General features: G+C 67.6%; 18 protein-coding genes. 8 read left to right on the top strand and 10 right to left on the bottom strand.

What is annotated here, in order from left to right:
• Positions 1–32: 32 nt before the first annotated feature.
• Positions 33–260 (top strand): hypothetical protein, encoded by a 228-nt coding sequence (locus tag IPV08_RS04815; RefSeq protein ID WP_207410971.1) that lies wholly within the window; start codon positions 33–35, stop codon positions 258–260.
• A gap of 102 nt (positions 261–362) precedes the next feature.
• On the opposite strand, the gene IPV08_RS04810 is transcribed toward IPV08_RS04815, so the two are convergent.
• Positions 363–1,799: an NAD-dependent succinate-semialdehyde dehydrogenase gene (locus tag IPV08_RS04810; protein WP_207410970.1), complete on the bottom strand. Its 1,437-nt coding sequence runs from the start codon at positions 1,797–1,799 to the stop codon at positions 363–365.
• Between the two features lie 88 nt (positions 1,800–1,887).
• Complete coding sequence (locus tag IPV08_RS04805) at positions 1,888–2,679, bottom strand: class II glutamine amidotransferase (RefSeq protein WP_207410969.1); 792 nt, start codon at positions 2,677–2,679, stop codon at positions 1,888–1,890.
• Between the two features lie 260 nt (positions 2,680–2,939).
• Between IPV08_RS04805 and IPV08_RS04800 the strand changes: the two genes are divergently transcribed.
• Entirely contained in the window at positions 2,940–3,080 is a 141-nt protein-coding gene (locus tag IPV08_RS04800) for a hypothetical protein (protein ID WP_207410968.1), read from the top strand.
• Positions 3,077–3,502, top strand: a complete 426-nt coding sequence (locus IPV08_RS04795) for a response regulator (protein ID WP_207410967.1) — start codon at positions 3,077–3,079, stop codon at positions 3,500–3,502. Before IPV08_RS04800 ends, IPV08_RS04795 begins: the two co-directional genes overlap by 4 nt.
• A 106-nt stretch (positions 3,503–3,608) precedes the next feature.
• Here IPV08_RS04795 and rpsU read toward each other — a convergent pair whose 3' ends face one another.
• Together rpsU and phaZ are read right to left on the bottom strand one after the other, a co-directional pair.
• Entirely contained in the window at positions 3,609–3,917 is a 309-nt protein-coding gene (rpsU, locus tag IPV08_RS04790; protein WP_056428151.1) for a 30S ribosomal protein S21, read from the bottom strand.
• A 232-nt stretch (positions 3,918–4,149) separates the two neighbouring features.
• Positions 4,150–5,364 carry a polyhydroxyalkanoate depolymerase gene (gene phaZ, locus IPV08_RS04785; RefSeq protein WP_056428155.1) on the bottom strand — a complete coding sequence of 405 codons (1,215 nt, stop codon included), beginning with the start codon at positions 5,362–5,364 and terminating at the stop codon, positions 4,150–4,152.
• 309 nt (positions 5,365–5,673) lie between these two features.
• On the opposite strand from phaZ, the gene IPV08_RS04780 reads away from it, so the two are divergent.
• The gene (locus tag IPV08_RS04780) at positions 5,674–6,330 is read left to right on the top strand and encodes a glutathione S-transferase family protein (protein ID WP_056428649.1); all 657 of its coding nucleotides are present in this window, start codon (positions 5,674–5,676) and stop codon (positions 6,328–6,330) included.
• A 67-nt stretch (positions 6,331–6,397) separates the two neighbouring features.
• Here the strand turns inward: IPV08_RS04780 and IPV08_RS04775 are convergent, their stop codons facing one another.
• The 5 genes from IPV08_RS04775 to bla form a co-directional block, all read right to left on the bottom strand.
• Positions 6,398–6,976 (bottom strand): hypothetical protein, encoded by a 579-nt coding sequence (locus tag IPV08_RS04775; protein ID WP_056428160.1) that lies wholly within the window; start codon positions 6,974–6,976, stop codon positions 6,398–6,400.
• A gap of 150 nt (positions 6,977–7,126) precedes the next feature.
• The gene (locus IPV08_RS04770; protein WP_207410966.1) at positions 7,127–8,563 is read right to left on the bottom strand and encodes an ATP-binding protein; all 1,437 of its coding nucleotides are present in this window, start codon (positions 8,561–8,563) and stop codon (positions 7,127–7,129) included.
• Positions 8,560–9,288: a response regulator gene (locus IPV08_RS04765; RefSeq protein WP_207410965.1), complete on the bottom strand. Its 729-nt coding sequence runs from the start codon at positions 9,286–9,288 to the stop codon at positions 8,560–8,562. The genes IPV08_RS04770 and IPV08_RS04765 overlap by 4 nt, the downstream gene beginning before the upstream one ends.
• 148 nt (positions 9,289–9,436) lie before the next feature.
• Complete coding sequence (locus IPV08_RS04760) at positions 9,437–10,462, bottom strand: hypothetical protein (protein WP_210348200.1); 1,026 nt, start codon at positions 10,460–10,462, stop codon at positions 9,437–9,439.
• Between the two features lie 218 nt (positions 10,463–10,680).
• Positions 10,681–11,586 (bottom strand): class A beta-lactamase, encoded by a 906-nt coding sequence (gene bla / locus IPV08_RS04755; RefSeq protein ID WP_207410964.1) that lies wholly within the window; start codon positions 11,584–11,586, stop codon positions 10,681–10,683.
• A 214-nt stretch (positions 11,587–11,800) separates the two neighbouring features.
• Between bla and IPV08_RS04750 the strand changes: the two genes are divergently transcribed.
• From IPV08_RS04750 to IPV08_RS04735, 4 genes are all read left to right on the top strand, one after another.
• Positions 11,801–12,106 carry an accessory factor UbiK family protein gene (locus tag IPV08_RS04750; RefSeq protein WP_056428180.1) on the top strand — a complete coding sequence of 102 codons (306 nt, stop codon included), beginning with the start codon at positions 11,801–11,803 and terminating at the stop codon, positions 12,104–12,106.
• 293 nt (positions 12,107–12,399) lie between these two features.
• Positions 12,400–12,903 (top strand): YbjN domain-containing protein, encoded by a 504-nt coding sequence (locus tag IPV08_RS04745; RefSeq protein WP_018045511.1) that lies wholly within the window; start codon positions 12,400–12,402, stop codon positions 12,901–12,903.
• Positions 12,900–13,727 (top strand): pyrroline-5-carboxylate reductase, encoded by an 828-nt coding sequence (gene proC / locus IPV08_RS04740; RefSeq protein ID WP_207410963.1) that lies wholly within the window; start codon positions 12,900–12,902, stop codon positions 13,725–13,727. The genes IPV08_RS04745 and proC overlap by 4 nt, the downstream gene beginning before the upstream one ends.
• Before the next feature lie 67 nt (positions 13,728–13,794).
• On the top strand, positions 13,795–14,559 hold the full coding sequence (locus IPV08_RS04735; RefSeq protein WP_207410962.1) for a TetR/AcrR family transcriptional regulator: 765 nt from the start codon (positions 13,795–13,797) through the stop codon (positions 14,557–14,559).
• 208 nt (positions 14,560–14,767) lie between these two features.
• Here IPV08_RS04735 and IPV08_RS04730 read toward each other — a convergent pair whose 3' ends face one another.
• Complete coding sequence (locus IPV08_RS04730; protein ID WP_207410961.1) at positions 14,768–15,490, bottom strand: DUF4142 domain-containing protein; 723 nt, start codon at positions 15,488–15,490, stop codon at positions 14,768–14,770.
• Between the last annotated feature and the right edge of the window lie 116 nt (positions 15,491–15,606).

Raw genomic sequence — 15,606 nt, 5'->3', positions numbered from 1 at the left:
ATCGGCCCCGAAACATCAGAGGGATCAATATTATGACCGTTCGTAGCCTTGTCCTCGCCGCTCTCGCCTCCGCCACCCTGGTCGGTACCGCGACCGCCGACGAGCGCATCACCGTCACCCCCACGCTCTATCGGGAGCAGGCCCGCATCACGGCCGCCGTGCGTCCGGCCTCCGAACTGACCACCACGCCGTCCCTGACCTCGCGTGCTCCCGCGACCCGGCGCATCGTCGCCGAGATCGTCGACCCCGCGACCCGCTAAGGCCGCTCCCGTGAGCGGGGCCGGAGCAAAGGCGTGCATCAGCGCTCCATGGGGTCTGCCCCATGGAGCGTTTTGCTTGTCGAGCCTACCGAATGAGGCTGTTCAGGCGCTCGCCTGGCTGACGAACTTCGTCGTCAGATAGGCCTCGATCGCTTCCGAGCCGCCCTCGCTGCCGTAGCCGGAATCCTTGATGCCGCCGAAGGGAGTTTCGGGGAAGGCGAGGCCGTGATGGTTGATGCCGAGCATGCCGCTCTCGACCCGAGCGGCGATCTCCGTCGCGCGGGTGGCCGAGCGGGTGTAGGCGTAGGCGGCGAGACCATAGGGCAGCCGGTTGGCCTCGGCGAAGGCCGCCTCGTCGTCGGAGAAGCGCTGGACCAGGGCAACGGGGCCGAACGGCTCCTCGTTCATGATCCGCGCGGTGAGCGGGGTCTCGGTGAGTACGGTCGGTTCGAAGAAATGGCCGCGGTTGCCGATGCGCTTGCCGCCGGTGCGGAGCTCCGCGCCCTGCGCTACGGCATCGGCCACCAGGGATTCCATCGCCTCGCGCCGGCGGGCATGGATCAACGGCCCCATCTGGGTCTCGGGATCGAACCCGTCGCCGACCCTGATGCCCTGTGCATGCGCCACGAACCCCTCGACGAAGCGGTCGTAGACGGAATCGTGGATGAGGAAGCGGGTCGGCGCGACGCAGACCTGCCCGGCATTGCGGAATTTGTTGGCGCCGAGCACCGAGACGGCCTTCTCCACATCCGCGTCGGCGAAGACCAGGGCGGGGGCGTGGCCCCCGAGTTCCATGGTGATGCGCTTCATGTGGCGCCCGGCCAAAGCCGCGAGCTCCTTGCCCACCGGAGTGGAGCCGGTGAACGAGATCTTGGCGATGACCGGATGCGGGATCAGGTAGGACGAGATCTCGGCTGGATCGCCGAAGACCAGGGACAGCACGTCACCCGGCACCCCGGCATCGAGGAAGGCGCGGACGAGTTCGGCGCAACTCGCCGGCGTATCTTCCGGCCCCTTCAGGATCACCGAGCAGCCGGCGCAGAGCGCCGCCGAGAGCTTGCGGACGGCCTGGTTGATCGGGAAGTTCCAGGGCGTGAAGGCGGCCACGGGACCCACCGGCTCGCGCAGAACCATCTGGGTCACGCCCGGCACGCGGGCGGGGATGATGCGGCCGTAGGCGCGTTTCCCTTCCTCGGCGAACCAGTCGATGACGTCGGCGGCGGCAAGCGTCTCCACCCGTGCCTCGGCCAGCGGCTTGCCCTGTTCCAGCGTCATCGTCCGGGCGATGTCGTCGACGCGCGAACGGAGCAGATCGGCGGCCCGCCGCATCACCTTGGCGCGATCGAAGGCCGCGACCCTGCGCCATTCGGCGAATCCGCGACGGGCGGCCTCCAGGGCACGGTCGAGATCGTTGCGCGTCGCCACCGCCACGGTGCCGATGGCGTCGCCGGTGGCGGGGTTGAGGACGGGGATCGTCCGCGCGTCGGAGCCGGGCGTCCAGGCCCCGGCGATGTGAAGGGTCACGTCCGTGTCGGTCATCGGCGGCTCACGCTCTCGAAGGAGCATGGGTTGTCCGCCCTTCGCGCCGACGCCGCAACCCTCCGTGCCGCAACCCTCGGGAGCGGTCTCAGGCGGCGATGCGGACCCGCGCCTCGTCGGCGCCCTTCACCGTCACCGTGCCGCCGCGCGTCGCCTGCAGCGTGCCGCCGCGCGGGATCACGATCCAGCCCTCCTTGCAATCGTCGATGGGCTCGGAGACCACTACGAGGCCGGTTTCGGTCTGGCGGTAATAGAGACTCGGCGGGCGACCGTCGCAGGCCCAGCGATAGGCCGTCAGGGTCTCGCCGTCGGTGACGACGGAGGTGAAGCGCAGGGCCTCGGTGATCCCGGCCGCCTGCATCAGGTCGCGGACCGTCGAGAGGGTTTCGGCCATGGCACCGATCGGGTCATCGGCAAGACCGTTGGCCAGCGCCAGGAGGAAGATCGCCTCGGAATCGGTGGTGCCGCGCCGCGCTTCGTAGAGCGCGTCCGGGATCAGGGCCTCGATCCGCCGCTTGATGCGGTGATAGCCGCCGATCTGGCCGTTATGCATGAACAGGTGCCGCCCATGGGCGAAGGGATGGCAGTTCGCCCGCGTGGTGGCCGTGCCGGTGGAGGCGCGCACATGGGCGAAGAACATCCGCGCGCGGACCTGCTGGCAGAGATTGACGAGGTTCTCGTCCGACCAGGCCGGGCAGACGTCGCGATACTGGCCCGGATCGGTCCGTTCGCCGTACCAGCCGATGCCGAAACCGTCGCCGTTGGTCTCCGTCTTCGCCTCGGTGGCGTGCAGCGACTGATGCACCAGCGAGTGCGTCGGCGCGCAGACGAGATCGGTCAGGAAGACCGGATCACCGCTATAGGCGAGAAAGCGGCACATGGCTGAGCAACAACCCCCTGTTTCGGCACCCCTCCCCGGATCGGGAAACAGAAACCGTTCCATGATCCAGCTTGACGGTCGTTGAACTGTAACATTCGATCTTTTGCGGTGAACAGATCGTTAATGCGTTGCGGTATGCCCGAACCTTGTGCGTCTGCGTAGACGATGTGCAGAGACGCTCGATTTCGTGCATTCTCGGATCTTAGGCTGCCACCAAGCCCGCTTTGAGGCGGTTCCGCTTTTTATGGAGCGAGAGGCGCATGGCCGTGGCGGCGGCTGGCACCCTTGCCGATCCCGGCCAGGCGGCGCAGCCTTCGAACAATCGAATCATCGACCGGGCGCATGACGCCCTGCGGGGCCGCGATCGCGCCCGCCCCCATTCCAAGAAGGAGACCTCATGAATCATACCATCCACTCGACCGCCGACACCGTATCGCCAGCCCAGATCGACGGCCCCGTTGCCCTCGTGGTTGAGGACGATGCAGCGGTTCGCGACCTCGCTGCCGCCATTCTCGAGGAAACCGATCTCGACGTGATTGCCTGTGACAGCGCCGAGGCGGCCATCGGCGTTCTCGAGCGCAAGGGGATGAACGTCGCCCTGCTGTTCGCCGATGTGCGCCTCGGCGGGGCCATGGACGGCATCGCCCTGGCGCGGACCGTGGAGCAGCGCTGGCCCGATGTCCGGATGGTCCTGACCTCGGGCTACGACGAGCGCAGCACCGGTCGCCTGCCCGAACAGGCCATTTACATGCAGAAGCCCTGGCGCGCCCTCGATGTCCTGGTGGAAGCCGAGCACGCCTCCGCCGCCGTGGGGATCGCCTGAAACGACAGAATGCCCGGACGCATCGGCGCCCGGGCATTCTGAGAGATGGGACGGTAGCGCCAGTAACCGCGTTCGGGGCCGATACGGGATCGGCCGCCGGTCGGTCTTACGAGGCGACGTTGGCCGAGGGAGCGGCGCTCGGAGCGAAAGGCGAACCGCCCGGACGACGCGGCGCACCGGCGCCGAAACGGGGCTTCGGCTTCGGAGCGGCGATCAGGCCCTCACGGATCGCGGTCTTGCGGGCCTGCTTGCGGGCGCGGCGCACGGCCTCGGCCTTCTCACGAGCCTTGCGCACGGAGGGCTTCTCGTAGGCCTTGCGCTGCTTCATCTCGCGGAAGATGCCCTCGCGCTGCATCTTCTTCTTGAGAACGCGGAGTGCCTGGTCGACGTTGTTATCGCGAACGAGTACCTGCAACGGACTTGATCCTTTAGAGACGTATGTTTGTCGGACGGCGCCCTCTCCGAACGCCCCCGCCTGTCCGACGAGGGCAAACCGCCAATAGCCCCATACCCTGGATCGCTCCAGGGAGGGACCTGTGTGTGACGGTCTCGAATCGACGCTGAAAACTCACTTGGGGCAGGCTCATACACCAAGCGGACACGAGTTCCAACCGCTCTCGGTTAAATCCTGAGCCGGACCCGCATCCTCATGCGTGCGATTGGATGAAGTTGCGCACGAGCGGGTAGGTCTGGCCCTCCCACTTGCGGCCGGTGAAGACGCCGTAATGGCCGACGCCCGCCTGCAGGTGGTGGCTCTTCATGTGCGGGGGGAGGCTGCCGCACAGGTCGTGCGCCGCCATGGTCTGCCCGACGGCGCAGATATCGTCGCGCTCGCCCTCCACGGTCATCAGCGCGGTCTTGCGGATGGACCGCATGTCGATGGGATTTCCGCGATAGGTCAGTTCGTTCTTGGCGAGGGTGTAATCCTGGAACACCGTCTGGACGGTTTCGATGTAGAACTCGGCCGCGAGGTCGAGGACGGCAAAATACTCGTCGTAGAACGTCTCGATCTGGTTGGCCTTGTCGGCCTCGCCGTTGGCGAAATGCCAGAACAGGTCGGCATGGCTCTGCTGGTGGCGCTTGGCATTCATCGAGACGAAGGCCGAGACCTGCATGAAGCCGGGATAGACCCGTCTGCCGGCCCCCGCATGACGCTGGGGAACCGTGGCGATGAGATTCTTTTCGAACCATGCGATCGGCTTAGAGGTGGCGAGCTTGTTCACCGAGGTCGGGCTGATGCGGCAATCCACCGGCCCGGCCATGAGCGTCATGCTGCGCGGATGCGCGATGTCCTTCGACTGGGCCATGACGGCGGCGGCGGCGAGCGCCTGGACCGCCGGCTGACAGACCGCCACCACATGCGAGCCCTCGCCCATGACGCCGAGGAACTGCACCAGGTGATCCACGTAATCGTCGAACCCGAACGGACCGTCGGCGAGCGGCACGTCGCGGGCATTATGCCAATCGGTGATGTAGACGTCGTGGTCGGCCAGCAGGGTCCGCACCGTGCCGCGCAGCAACGTGGCGAAATGGCCCGAGAGCGGCGCGACGACGAGCACCTTGGGCTGCTCGGAATCGATGTCCTTCCTGAAGCGCAGAAGCGTCCCGAACGGGGTCGAGAACGTCGCCTCCTCGCTCACCGACACTTCGCGGTTGCCGACCCGGACGCTGTCGATGCCGAAGGCGGGGCGGGCGAAGGTCAGGCCCGCGCGCATCATCATCCGGGCGCCGGCCGACCACCAGTTCATCGGCGCCGCGTTTCGCGACCCGACCCAGGGCGATACGGCGTCGTGGACGAGCTTCCCCCAGGAGCGCGTGCGCTGGGCAAGGTCGGACTGCACTTCGAAGGCATCGTAGAGCATGACGCTCGAACTCCTGCGCGAACGATCGGATAGCGGGTCATTCGCTTCGTTGTGCTCAACCGCCGGGATCGCCTCCGACGGTCGTCACAGCCCGCTAGGCTGAGCCACGGTTGCGCGCAACGCAATCGGCTGCAGGTACGATCTGTAATAAATGTTGTGAGAATGCATCACTGTCCCATCGACGAGACAGGAAAGGTTTTTCTCCTTCGGAGAAGGCCGGTTCGATGCGGCACGAGACTTGGATGCCCCCTGCACAGCTCGGGCCGAAAACCTTATGGACGGTCGGGGATGAGAAGACAGGGGATGGACATGCCAGTCGCCACGCTCACGATTTCGAGCCGAAACTACTCATCCTGGTCGCTCCGGGGATGGCTGGTCTGCCGCATGGCCGGGCTCGATTTCGAGGTCGAGGTCCTGTCCGGTGACGACGAATCCTCACGGGCCGAGCTTCTACACCTGTCCCCGTCCTTCCTCGTGCCCCGCCTCGTCCATGGCGAGATCGAGGTCTGGGATACCCTGGCCCTCTCCCAGTATCTCAACGAGACCTACCCCGATGCAGGCTTCCTGCCGAAGGATCCGGTGGCGCGGGCGCGCTGCCGTTCGATCTCGGGCGAGATGCATGGTGGGTTCATCAACCTGCGCTCGGCCCTGCCGATGAACCTCAAGGCCCGCCACACCAATTTCAAGATCTTCAACGGAGCCAGGGGCGATATCGAGCGCGTCATCACCATCGTCGAGGATTGCCTGGCGCGCTACGGCGGTCCGTTCCTGTTCGGCACGCGTCCGAGCCTCGCCGACGCCATGTTCGCGCCGGTCTGTACGCGGTTCCAGACCTACGACGTCTCGCTGCCCCGCAACGTCGCGGCCTATCGCGACACCATCCTCGCCTGGCCCCTGATGGTGGAATGGAGCGAGGCGGCGGCCGCCGAACCCAACGAGATCGAAGAACTCGACATGGAGTTCTAAGGGCGGCCCCCGGCGTGTAGCCCCCCGGTGCCTGGGCGTGGATGCCGGGCACCGGGCGGGACCGCCCTTACGTGTTGAAGTCGAACAACAGGGCGCTGGCGCTCGCGCCGGACGCCTTGGCACCGGAGGCGGCGTAACCGGACGCACTCGTCTGCGATTCCTGGAGCGTCGTCATGAAGCTGTCGAGAAGCTCGCTGACGCCGGCCGACATGTCTGTCGACGATGACGCGCCTTGCGCCTCAACCTCGGATGGCGGCGGGCCGGCTGGTCGAGCGCCCGCGCCACCTGCGTCCCCAACTCCTCCCCTGCCCGACGCGTTGGCTTCGAACAGCGTCTTCAGGGTCTCGGCCTGATCGGTGGTGAGGTCGCCGCTGGAGACCTGATCCTCGATGAGGCTGCCGATCGTGTCCTCGATCTGCGACGGGTCGAGGCGTGTGCTCGTTCTGCCGGTCGCGTTGGAGCTCTCGCTCTTGAGGCTCGAATCGATGGAATCGAGGGCGTCGGTGAGAGCGGTGCCGTCGGTGGCGCTGATGCCGCCGGTGGAGACCTCGCTGGCGATGGCCTGCGCGACCGGATTGCCTCTGGACGGCGGCGGACGCTGGGCCTGGAACGTGGCGGAGGTCTGAGTGGAACTGACAGATGTCATGGCGCGGTCGCCTCGGTCGAATGCCGTCGCGGGGAGATCGCGACGGGTGTCGAGAGAGCGACACCCAGGGTTAAGCGGACCTTTCCCGCGCTCGGCACAAGAGTTTCGCGATGTTTCGAACCCACGTTCCGAAACAGTCGAATGCCAAAATCAGGAAATGACCGGGGCGACGGTCCCAGGGTTCGTCGATGGAGACGCGCGCAGCTGCCCTCCCTGAGCGACGGCGAGGGGCAGGTCGATACGGGCCACGAGGCCGTGGGGGGGCTTGTTCGACAGGGTCAGCCGGCCACCATGCCCCTCCACGATGGCGAGAACGATCGACAGACCGAGGCCGAAGCCGCTGGCCTCGTTGAGATTCCGGGCCCGGTCTCCGCGTACGAAAGGCTGCACCATGGCGTCGCGCTCGGCCTCCGGAATGCCGGGACCGTCATCGGACACTTCGAGAGCCACGCCCTGATCCGACGGGTGCATCGTCAGCCGCGCCGCGCCGCCATACTTCACCGCATTATCGACGAGGTTGACGATGGCCCGCTGGAGCTCGTCCGCCCGGCCGCGCACGAGGACGTGCCGCGTCTGTTCCACACGCACGTCCGCGCCGACATCGGCGAAGCCGTCGCACACGGTTTGGACAAGGGAAGCGAGGTCGACGAGAGTCTGGGTGCCCCCGGCCTGACCGTCCCGGACGAAGGACAGGGCGGCGTCCACCAGCCCGTTCATCTGATCGAGGTCGCGCAGGGTCATGGTGCGTGCGTGATCGTCCTCGATGAATTCGGCCCGCAGCCGCAAACGGGTGATCGGGGTGCGCAGATCGTGGCTGATCGCCGCCAGCATCTGAGTTCGATCGTCGATGAGGCGGCGGACGCGGCCGCGCATCGTGTCGAGGGCGCGGGACACGGCCATCACCTCCTTCGGCCCGTTCCGGGGCAGCGCCACGAGGTTCATGCCCGTGCCGAAGGCATCGGCGGCCTCGGCGAGTTTCGCCAGCGGAGCGGTCAAGGCCCGCGTCGCCCAGATCGACATGAGCGACAGGGTGATGCCGAGAAGGACGAAGGTGAAGATGATCGGGCCGGGGCCGAACGGAGACCGGACGTCATCCGGCAGGGTCGCGCGCAGGCTCGCACCGGACGGCGTCGTGATGCCGATCCGGATGCCACTGGCCGTCTCCGGCACTTTCCCCGGAGACGAGAGATCGGTGATCGTGAGGGGCCGTCCGAACCCGTCGCGCATGCGCTGGACTATGGGATGGTCGGCCTGCCCGTCCCGAGTGCCGGGGGCGGCAGTTTCCAGCGGGGCCGGGGCCGCTTCGAGCTGCAGGCCGGGCAGGCTGCGTGCCGCATCCTGCAGCAGGCGCGGCCGATCCCCCGGCGGAGCGGCATCGAGCAGGCGAACGATGGTGGCCAGCCGTGTCGCGGCTACGCCCGGATGGTTGTCCGGGTTCCAGGGTTCGCGCAGCATCAGGAAGGCCAGGGTCGCGACCGCATGGCTGACGACGATGGCGGCCACGCTGAGCATCGCGATCTGGCCGGCGATACTGCGGGGCGGAAAGCCGAGGAGGCGCCGCCACCGGCCCTTCGTGGCCGCGCTCATGATCGCGTCACCGCCGGGGTGAACAGGTAGCCGCCGGAGCGGATGGTGCGGATGATCTCCGGGTTGCGAGGGTCGGCCTCGATCTTCTGGCGGATGCGGCTGATGAGGACGTCGATGCTCCGCTCGTATGGGCCGGCGGCCCGTCCCTGGGTCAGGTCGAGGAGCTGGTCGCGCGAGAGCACCCGGCCGGGTCTCAGGCAGAGCACGTGCAGCAGGTCGAATTCCGCCCCCGTGATGGTGATGCGGGCATCGTCCGGGCTGAGGAGCTGACGCAGGGACACGTCGAGGGTCCAGTCGAGGAAGCGCAGCCGGCGGGCGCCATCGTCGCCGGCAGCCTCGGCGCTCGCGCCCCGCCGCAGGATCGCGCGGATGCGGGCGAGAAGCTCGCGCGGGTTGAACGGTTTGGCGAGGTAATCGTCCGCCCCGATCTCGAGCCCGACGATCCGGTCGATCTCCTCGGCCTTGGCGGTGAGCATCAGGATCGGGATCGAGGACCCCGCGCGCAGGCGTCGGCACAGGCTCAACCCGTCCTCGCCCGGCAGCATCAGGTCGAGCACGATGAGGTCGACGCGCGCATCCGCCAGCGCCTTGTCCATCTCGCGCCCGTCCCCTGCGAGGCTCACCCGGCATTCGTTGGCACGGAGGTAGCGCGCCACCAGGGCGCTGATCTCGCGGTCGTCCTCGACCACGAGGATATGGGGCGTGGCGGAATTCGTCTGCGTCATGTCTCGTCCATCCGGTGGCCGTTTATGACGCCTCGGCGGAGGGATTCGAAGGGGATAGCGAGATCAGAATTGTAAACGTCTGTTTCGGTCCGGTATCCGGGACACATTCGGCAAATGTCATCGCAAAGACGCTTGCGTCGACTATGCTCTACCGCCTGCGAAACCCGAAATAGCCGCCATCGGCGTCGTAAAGCACGTCGAAGCCATTGAGGAAGCGCAGGCCGGTATTGACGAAGGGCTCCGGGCGTCGGGTGTTGAGGGTCACTTTTCCCGGCGAGAGCGGGGACGCGTCGCCGATGACGATGTCGTAGGCCGCCGCCGGTTCGGAGCCCCGTCCGGGGAAGGTGAAGCCGAGGCGGGTACCGGGCAGGAACTGGCTCCGGCCGTCGTCATCGGAAGTGACGGCACCGTCCACGGCCCCTGTCGGCAAGGTCAGGTACATCACCGACACGCCCGTATCGACGAGCGCCCGGCCGCAGGCGCCGGGTGCCTGGCCGTTGACCGTAATGCAGACGGGGACGCCCTGCCATTCGCCGGGAATGCCGGGGTGGGGATCGAGCTTCACGAAGCGGATGTCGCCGCGCGTATTGGCTGCGGTGAGACCCGCATGGATGCCGTCCCGCGTCACCACGTAGCCGCGCCGTGCGGGGCTCCTGCCGTCAGGCGCGAGGTTGAGGAGCGGGTTGGTGTCGGGCGTGCTCTGGCTCTGCGCATCGCCCTCCCGTCCGAAGCCGATGCCTAACATGGCCACGTGGCCGGGCATCGTTTCCGGCGTACAGGCGCGGGCATTGTTCGTGCATGCGATCTCGGTGACCGCCAGGACGGGGAGCGGTGAGGTGGTCACGCTGGCCCCGTTGCCGCCGACGAGCGTGACGGGCAGCGTCACCCAGCGTCCGATCATGATCCGCCCGGAACTGCTGTAGGTGAGCCGTCCGGGCCGCGACGGCATCGTCTCGAAGCCGGGGATCCGGCTCGCCGAGACGACGATGCCGGTGGAGCCGGTATCCATCAGGACCGGGCGCACCTCACCCCCGAAGGACAGGCCGAGGCGCGGCGAGCGCGTGATCTCGGCGCCATCCTCCCCCGCGTTGAGGTAGGAGAGATACGTGCCCTGACGGAAGCCGTCGTAATGCGGTCGCTCGTCGGCGGAGGCCGGGTTGGCGGACGTGCTCAAGGCGGCGATCCCAAAAGCAAGTGAGGCAAGCGTTGCCTCATTGGGCGATCGGGGCCGGCGTCCCGCGGCGCGGATGCGGTGCTTGAGGCCCTCGATCATCATTCACCCCTCCGACACGCTGGTAAAGCGGCGCCGGAGCTCTCGTCTCAGTGCCCCCGCTTGTCGGTTAAGCCTTGGCAGACAACCACTTAAGGGACGCTTACACGGATCGATGCGCGTCAACCGCCATCTCGTTCCGCAGCGGCGGCGGCGACGGCCCTGGCCACCGAGGCGATGGTGGCGCTGCGCGCCTCCGGCGACGTCTTCGCCCCGGTCAGGTAGACCGTCAGGACGAGGGGAGCCCGGCGCGGCGGCCAGATCACGGCAATATCGTTGGCCGTGTCGTTCTCGCCGGATCCGGTCTTTTCGCCGATGCGCCACTCCTTCGGCAGGCCGGCGCGCAGCCGCGCATCGCCGGTGCGGCAACCCACGAGCCAGGCGGTGAGAAGGGTTCGCGAGGCGGGCGAGAGCGCGTCCGTGAGGACGAGGCGCCGGAGCGTCTCGGCCATGGCCAGCGGCGTGGTGGTGTCACGCGGGTCGCCGGGCACGGCCTCGTTCAGATCCGGCTCGATACGGTCGAGGCGGGTCGTCGCGTCGCCGAACGCGTGGATCTGGGCGGTGAGTCCGGCCGGGCCACCCATCGTCCCCAGGAGCAGGTTGGCGGCAGTGTTGTCGCTGAGCGTAACGGCGGCCTCGCAGAGTTCGGCGAGGGTCATGCCCTCGCCATCCGCCCTCGGTCCGCTCATGGGCGAGTAGGGCACGACCTCGCTCGCCGCGTAACGCAGCCGCCGGTCGAGACTGTCCTCGCCCTGGTCGATCCGCGCCAGCACAGCACCGGCCGCGAGAACCTTGAACGTACTGCACATCGGGAAGCGCTCCGCCCCGCGATGCGCCGCCTGGGTGCCACTGCCGGTATCGAGAAGACCGATCCCGAGCCGTCCGCCGCTCGTCGCCTCGATCTGCGCGAACCTGTCGGCAAGATTCTCCGGAAACGAAGCCGCGGCGAGCGCCGGTCTTCCCCCGGCGAGAAGATGTCCCGCAGCCCAGGCGGCTGCGCCGAAGGTACAATCGCGTCGGGTGACCATGCGCATCCTTGCCGGTCCGTCGAATCGGCGGTGACCATGGCGACCGGTTTGCGGTCCCATCGTGGCGGATCGAACGTGGTTTTGGCGGGCCGGACCGCGAATTCCTCGGCCGTGCACCTTGCCTTCGGATTGCCTCGCACGCCTTCGATTCTTATCTGCTTACCTCAGGTGCCGGCGCGATGTCCGACGCGGGCCTCGATCTCGGGAGACGACGATGCAAGGCTCTAAGGACGGCGCGGGCCGCGGCTCCAACCGCCTGTTCGACGATTTCGCCCGGCTCATGACCGATGCCGCCGGTGCGGCGCAGGGCGTGAAGCGTGAAGCGGAGACCGTGTTCAAGGCGCAGGTCGAGCGCTTGATTCGTGACATGGACATCGCCACCCGCGAAGAGGTGGATGTCCTGCGCGATCTGGTCTCGGCTCTCCGCACCCAGAACGATGCTCTCGCAGCCCGCGTCGCCGTGCTGGAGGGCCGGCTCGGCACGCAGGAGCCGCCGCCTCCGCCAGCGACATCGGTCTGATTCGCGGGCCCCGAGTCCGGTCTAAGCTTGTGCACAGGAAGGAACGGTGGAAATCCGCTTTCCTGTTCACCGGTCATCGGGAGCGCTTTGAAACGCGAGTCCGCCACGGTCTATAGTGAGTGAGGCACTGATTCGCTTCGCCCCCGGACCCGACCTTCGACCCTTAAGCTTCCCCTCGATCACGCTGTGTCTTGCCTGTGCGCGGATTCAGCTTGGGGATGGGAAATCCGGAAGGGGATTGATTGTCGTTCACCATTATCGGCGCCCCTCTCGGGACGCCTAGCTGGACCGCTATGACCCAACTTCACATCGAAGGCCTCGACCGGAACGAGCACCCCCTCGACATCGTCGAGCGGCTCGCTTCCCTTCGCGATTGGATCTTCGACCGGGCCGAGACCGACGAGATGTCGGTGGCCGTGGCCGGCCGCTGGTCCGACTATCACGTCGCCTTCACCTGGATCGAGGATGTGGAGGCCCTCCATGTGGCCAGCGCCTTCGACTTGAAGGTGCCGGCTCACCGCCGCACCGAGATCCTCACCCTCATCTCCCTCGTCAACGAGCAGCTCTGGGTCGGTCATTTCGACCTGTGGTCCACCGACAGCGTGGTGATGTTCCGGCATTCTCTGCTGCTCACCGACGGTGCCGCGCCGACCCAGAGCCAGTGCGCGATGATGCTGAAATCCGCCGTGGATGCCTGCGAGCGCTACTATCAGGCGTTCCAGTTCGTGCTCTGGGCGGGCAAGTCCGCCCGTGAATCCCTGGATGCGGTCTTGTTCGAGACCGAAGGCGAGGCGTGAGCATTCCATCTTCCTCCGCCCTGCCCGCCTCCCTCACCCTGGTTGGGGCGGGCAAGATGGGTGGCGCGATGCTGGCGGGCTGGCTCGCGGGCGGACTCGATGCCGCCAGGACATGCGTCGTCGATCCGCAGGCCTCGCCCGAGATGGTGAGGCTCTGCGAGAGCCATGGCATCGCCCTGAACCCGAGTGACGTCCCGGCCAACGATGCGCTGATCCTCGCCATCAAGCCGCAGGGGTTGGAGGGCGCGGCCGGCCTCCTCTATGGGATGATCGCACCCCATACGCTCGTCGTCTCTATCCTGGCGGGCAAGACCATCGGCGACCTGCAGGGCCGCCTGCCCTCCGCGCGCGCCATCGTCCGGGCGATGCCGAACCTTCCGGCGAGCATCGGCCGCGGGGTCACCGGCGCGGTGGCGAATGCCAACGTCTCCCCGGATCAGCGCGACCAGGCCGATGCCTTGCTCAAGGCCGTCGGCGCTGTGGAATGGCTCGACGACGAGGCGCTGATCGACACGCTGACGGCTTTATCCGGTTCCGGCCCGGCCTATGTTTTCCTCCTGGCGGAGGTGATGGCCGAGGCGGGTGTGGCGGCTGGGCTGCCGGCCGACATGTCGGCACGGCTTGCCCGCGCCACGGTGTCAGGGGCCGGGGCGCTCCTGTCCACCAGCCCTCACGATGCGGGACAGTTGCGGCGCGACGTGACATCACCGGGCGGCACCACCGCGGCGGCTCTCTCGGTGCTGATGCGCGAGGGCGGCGTGCCGGACCTGATGCGCGAAGCGGTCGCCGCCGCGAAGCTGCGGGCAGGCGAGCTCTCCGGCTGAGCCGCCCCCTAACCGATCCGCCTGCACAACCTACATGATAGGGAACAGACACGAGGATCGAACGACCATGGCAAACACCACAGGTGCGAAGCCCGAGGGTGGTAATGAGACCGGCGGCAACGAGACCGCTGGGACCGACATCGCCGTCGCCGCCCCGCAGCACTCCCCGCGTGAGGCTGCCGTCGAGGCGCTGATGCGGCTCGCCGCCGTCCAGCCCTGGAACGACATCGAAATCGGCGACATCGCCCGCGAGGCCGGCCTGTCCCTCGCCGAATTCCGCGACCTGTTCCCCTCCAAGGGCGCGGTGCTCGGTGGCCTTTCGCGGATCATCGACCGCAAGGTGCTGGAAGGCGATTCCTCCGACCTCGCCGAGGAGCCCACCCGCGAGCGTCTGTTCGACGTGCTGATGCGCCGCCTCGATGCGATGACCCCCTACAAGGACGCCCTGCGCCGGATCTCCTACGCGCTGCGCGGCGATCCGCTCTCTCTCGTCGCGCTGAACGGCGTGGCGCTGAACTCGCACCGCTTCATGCTGGCTGCGGCCGGCATCAACACCGAGGGGCCTCTGGGCCGGCTGAAGCTGCAGGGCGTGGTCATCGCCTTTGCCCGCACCGTCGAGGTGTGGCTCGACGATGACGACCCGGCCCTCGCCCGCACCATGGCCCGCCTCGACAAGGAGATCCGCAACGGCGAGCGTTTCATGGAACGCGCCGACGATGCCCGCCGCCTCACCGCGCCGTTCCGTGCCATCGGCCGGTCGCTTTTAGAGCGCGGCGCTCGCCGACGCCGGGGCACGCGTCCCGAGGACGAGGTCGGCCAGCAGACGGTGTGACAGAACGCTTTCCCTCCCCCCTATGCGGGGGAGGGTGGCCCTCGCTTCAGCCAGGGTCGGGAGAGGGGAGCGCCGTATCCGGAGAGGTCGCCCCCTCTCCCGCCTGCTCCGCAGGCACCCTCTCCCGCAGAGGGGAGAGGGTGGATTGGGCGCAAACGAAAAGGGCCGCCCCACCGGGCGGCCCTTTCCTGTTTCACGGGGCGATGGCTCAGCCGCCGATGCGGTCGGCGAGGACGGCCGAGTGGCCGTGCTGGTTGGCGATGTAGGGCAGCGCCTGGTTGGCGAATTCACGGCCCTGTGCGTTGTCGCCGTTGCGTGAGTAGGACTCGTAAAGGCCGAGGGTGCGGGCATCCGAACGGGCCTGCTGCTGCACGAAGGTACGGTCGAATTCACGGCCGGTGCGGGCATTCTTCAGGCGGTCGATCCGGGCCTGACCGTCCGGGCCGATGGCGACGCGGCGGCCGGGCTCACCGGGGGTGTTGTCGACGAGGCCGACGCCACCGAGCACGCCGCCGACGATCCGTGACGCGATGGTGGCCGAGATCGTCACCGGGGCGAGGACGACGCCGACCGGGTTGTCGAAGCGGGTCTCGAAGGGCTGGCTGTCGGAGACGACGGTGCCGCCGGCGGTCAGCGAGGTGCCCTCGGGCAGAAGCGCCTTGGTGGTGGCCTCACGCTCGACCAGCACGTTCTTGGCGTAGTTGCGGACGTTCGGGTTGCGCGAGCGCTCGAGGGCGATGCGGCTCGACTCGATGCTGACAGCATCCGAGCGCAGGGCGGCGGCGCGGAACGAGGAAGTGTCGCGGGCCTCGGGGGCGTTGGCGTCGAACTGGGGCGCGACGCGGATACCGAGGGGCTCCTGCGCGAGCGCCGGGGTCGTGATCGCCGCGACGGTGAAGCCGAGGGCGGCGAGAAGCTTGGTGTTGATCATGGCGGAGGTTGTCCTCACACGCCTTTACGGCGTTTGGTTGAAAGACCGTTTCGTCCGGCATGAACGTTTCGTTAACGTGGCGGTTCCTGCTTGGAGGGCATGGCTGTGGTGCGGTG

Origin of the sequence: Methylobacterium sp. SD274, assembly GCF_017355285.1 — a bacterium.
Taxonomy (GTDB): Bacteria; Pseudomonadota; Alphaproteobacteria; order Rhizobiales; family Beijerinckiaceae; genus Methylobacterium.
Note: the sequence above shows the minus strand (reverse complement) of the source record. Positions and strands in the feature narration are given on the sequence as shown.

What these genes read in the sequence shown, in the direction of transcription:
- IPV08_RS04815 (WP_207410971.1), top strand. Translation starts at nt 33, where the DNA reads ATGACCGTTCGTAGCCTTGTCCTCGCCGCTCTCGCCTCCGCCACCCTG.
- IPV08_RS04810 (WP_207410970.1), bottom strand. Translation starts at nt 1,799, where the DNA reads ATGACCGACACGGACGTGACCCTTCACATCGCCGGGGCCTGGACGCCC.
- IPV08_RS04805 (WP_207410969.1), bottom strand. Translation starts at nt 2,679, where the DNA reads ATGTGCCGCTTTCTCGCCTATAGCGGTGATCCGGTCTTCCTGACCGAT.
- IPV08_RS04800 (WP_207410968.1), top strand. Translation starts at nt 2,940, where the DNA reads ATGGCCGTGGCGGCGGCTGGCACCCTTGCCGATCCCGGCCAGGCGGCG.
- IPV08_RS04795 (WP_207410967.1), top strand. Translation starts at nt 3,077, where the DNA reads ATGAATCATACCATCCACTCGACCGCCGACACCGTATCGCCAGCCCAG.
- phaZ (WP_056428155.1), bottom strand. Translation starts at nt 5,364, where the DNA reads ATGCTCTACGATGCCTTCGAAGTGCAGTCCGACCTTGCCCAGCGCACG.
- IPV08_RS04780 (WP_056428649.1), top strand. Translation starts at nt 5,674, where the DNA reads ATGCCAGTCGCCACGCTCACGATTTCGAGCCGAAACTACTCATCCTGG.
- IPV08_RS04775 (WP_056428160.1), bottom strand. Translation starts at nt 6,976, where the DNA reads ATGACATCTGTCAGTTCCACTCAGACCTCCGCCACGTTCCAGGCCCAG.
- IPV08_RS04770 (WP_207410966.1), bottom strand. Translation starts at nt 8,563, where the DNA reads ATGAGCGCGGCCACGAAGGGCCGGTGGCGGCGCCTCCTCGGCTTTCCG.
- IPV08_RS04765 (WP_207410965.1), bottom strand. Translation starts at nt 9,288, where the DNA reads ATGACGCAGACGAATTCCGCCACGCCCCATATCCTCGTGGTCGAGGAC.
- bla (WP_207410964.1), bottom strand. Translation starts at nt 11,586, where the DNA reads ATGGTCACCCGACGCGATTGTACCTTCGGCGCAGCCGCCTGGGCTGCG.
- IPV08_RS04750 (WP_056428180.1), top strand. Translation starts at nt 11,801, where the DNA reads ATGCAAGGCTCTAAGGACGGCGCGGGCCGCGGCTCCAACCGCCTGTTC.
- IPV08_RS04745 (WP_018045511.1), top strand. Translation starts at nt 12,400, where the DNA reads ATGACCCAACTTCACATCGAAGGCCTCGACCGGAACGAGCACCCCCTC.
- IPV08_RS04735 (WP_207410962.1), top strand. Translation starts at nt 13,795, where the DNA reads ATGGCAAACACCACAGGTGCGAAGCCCGAGGGTGGTAATGAGACCGGC.
- IPV08_RS04730 (WP_207410961.1), bottom strand. Translation starts at nt 15,490, where the DNA reads ATGATCAACACCAAGCTTCTCGCCGCCCTCGGCTTCACCGTCGCGGCG.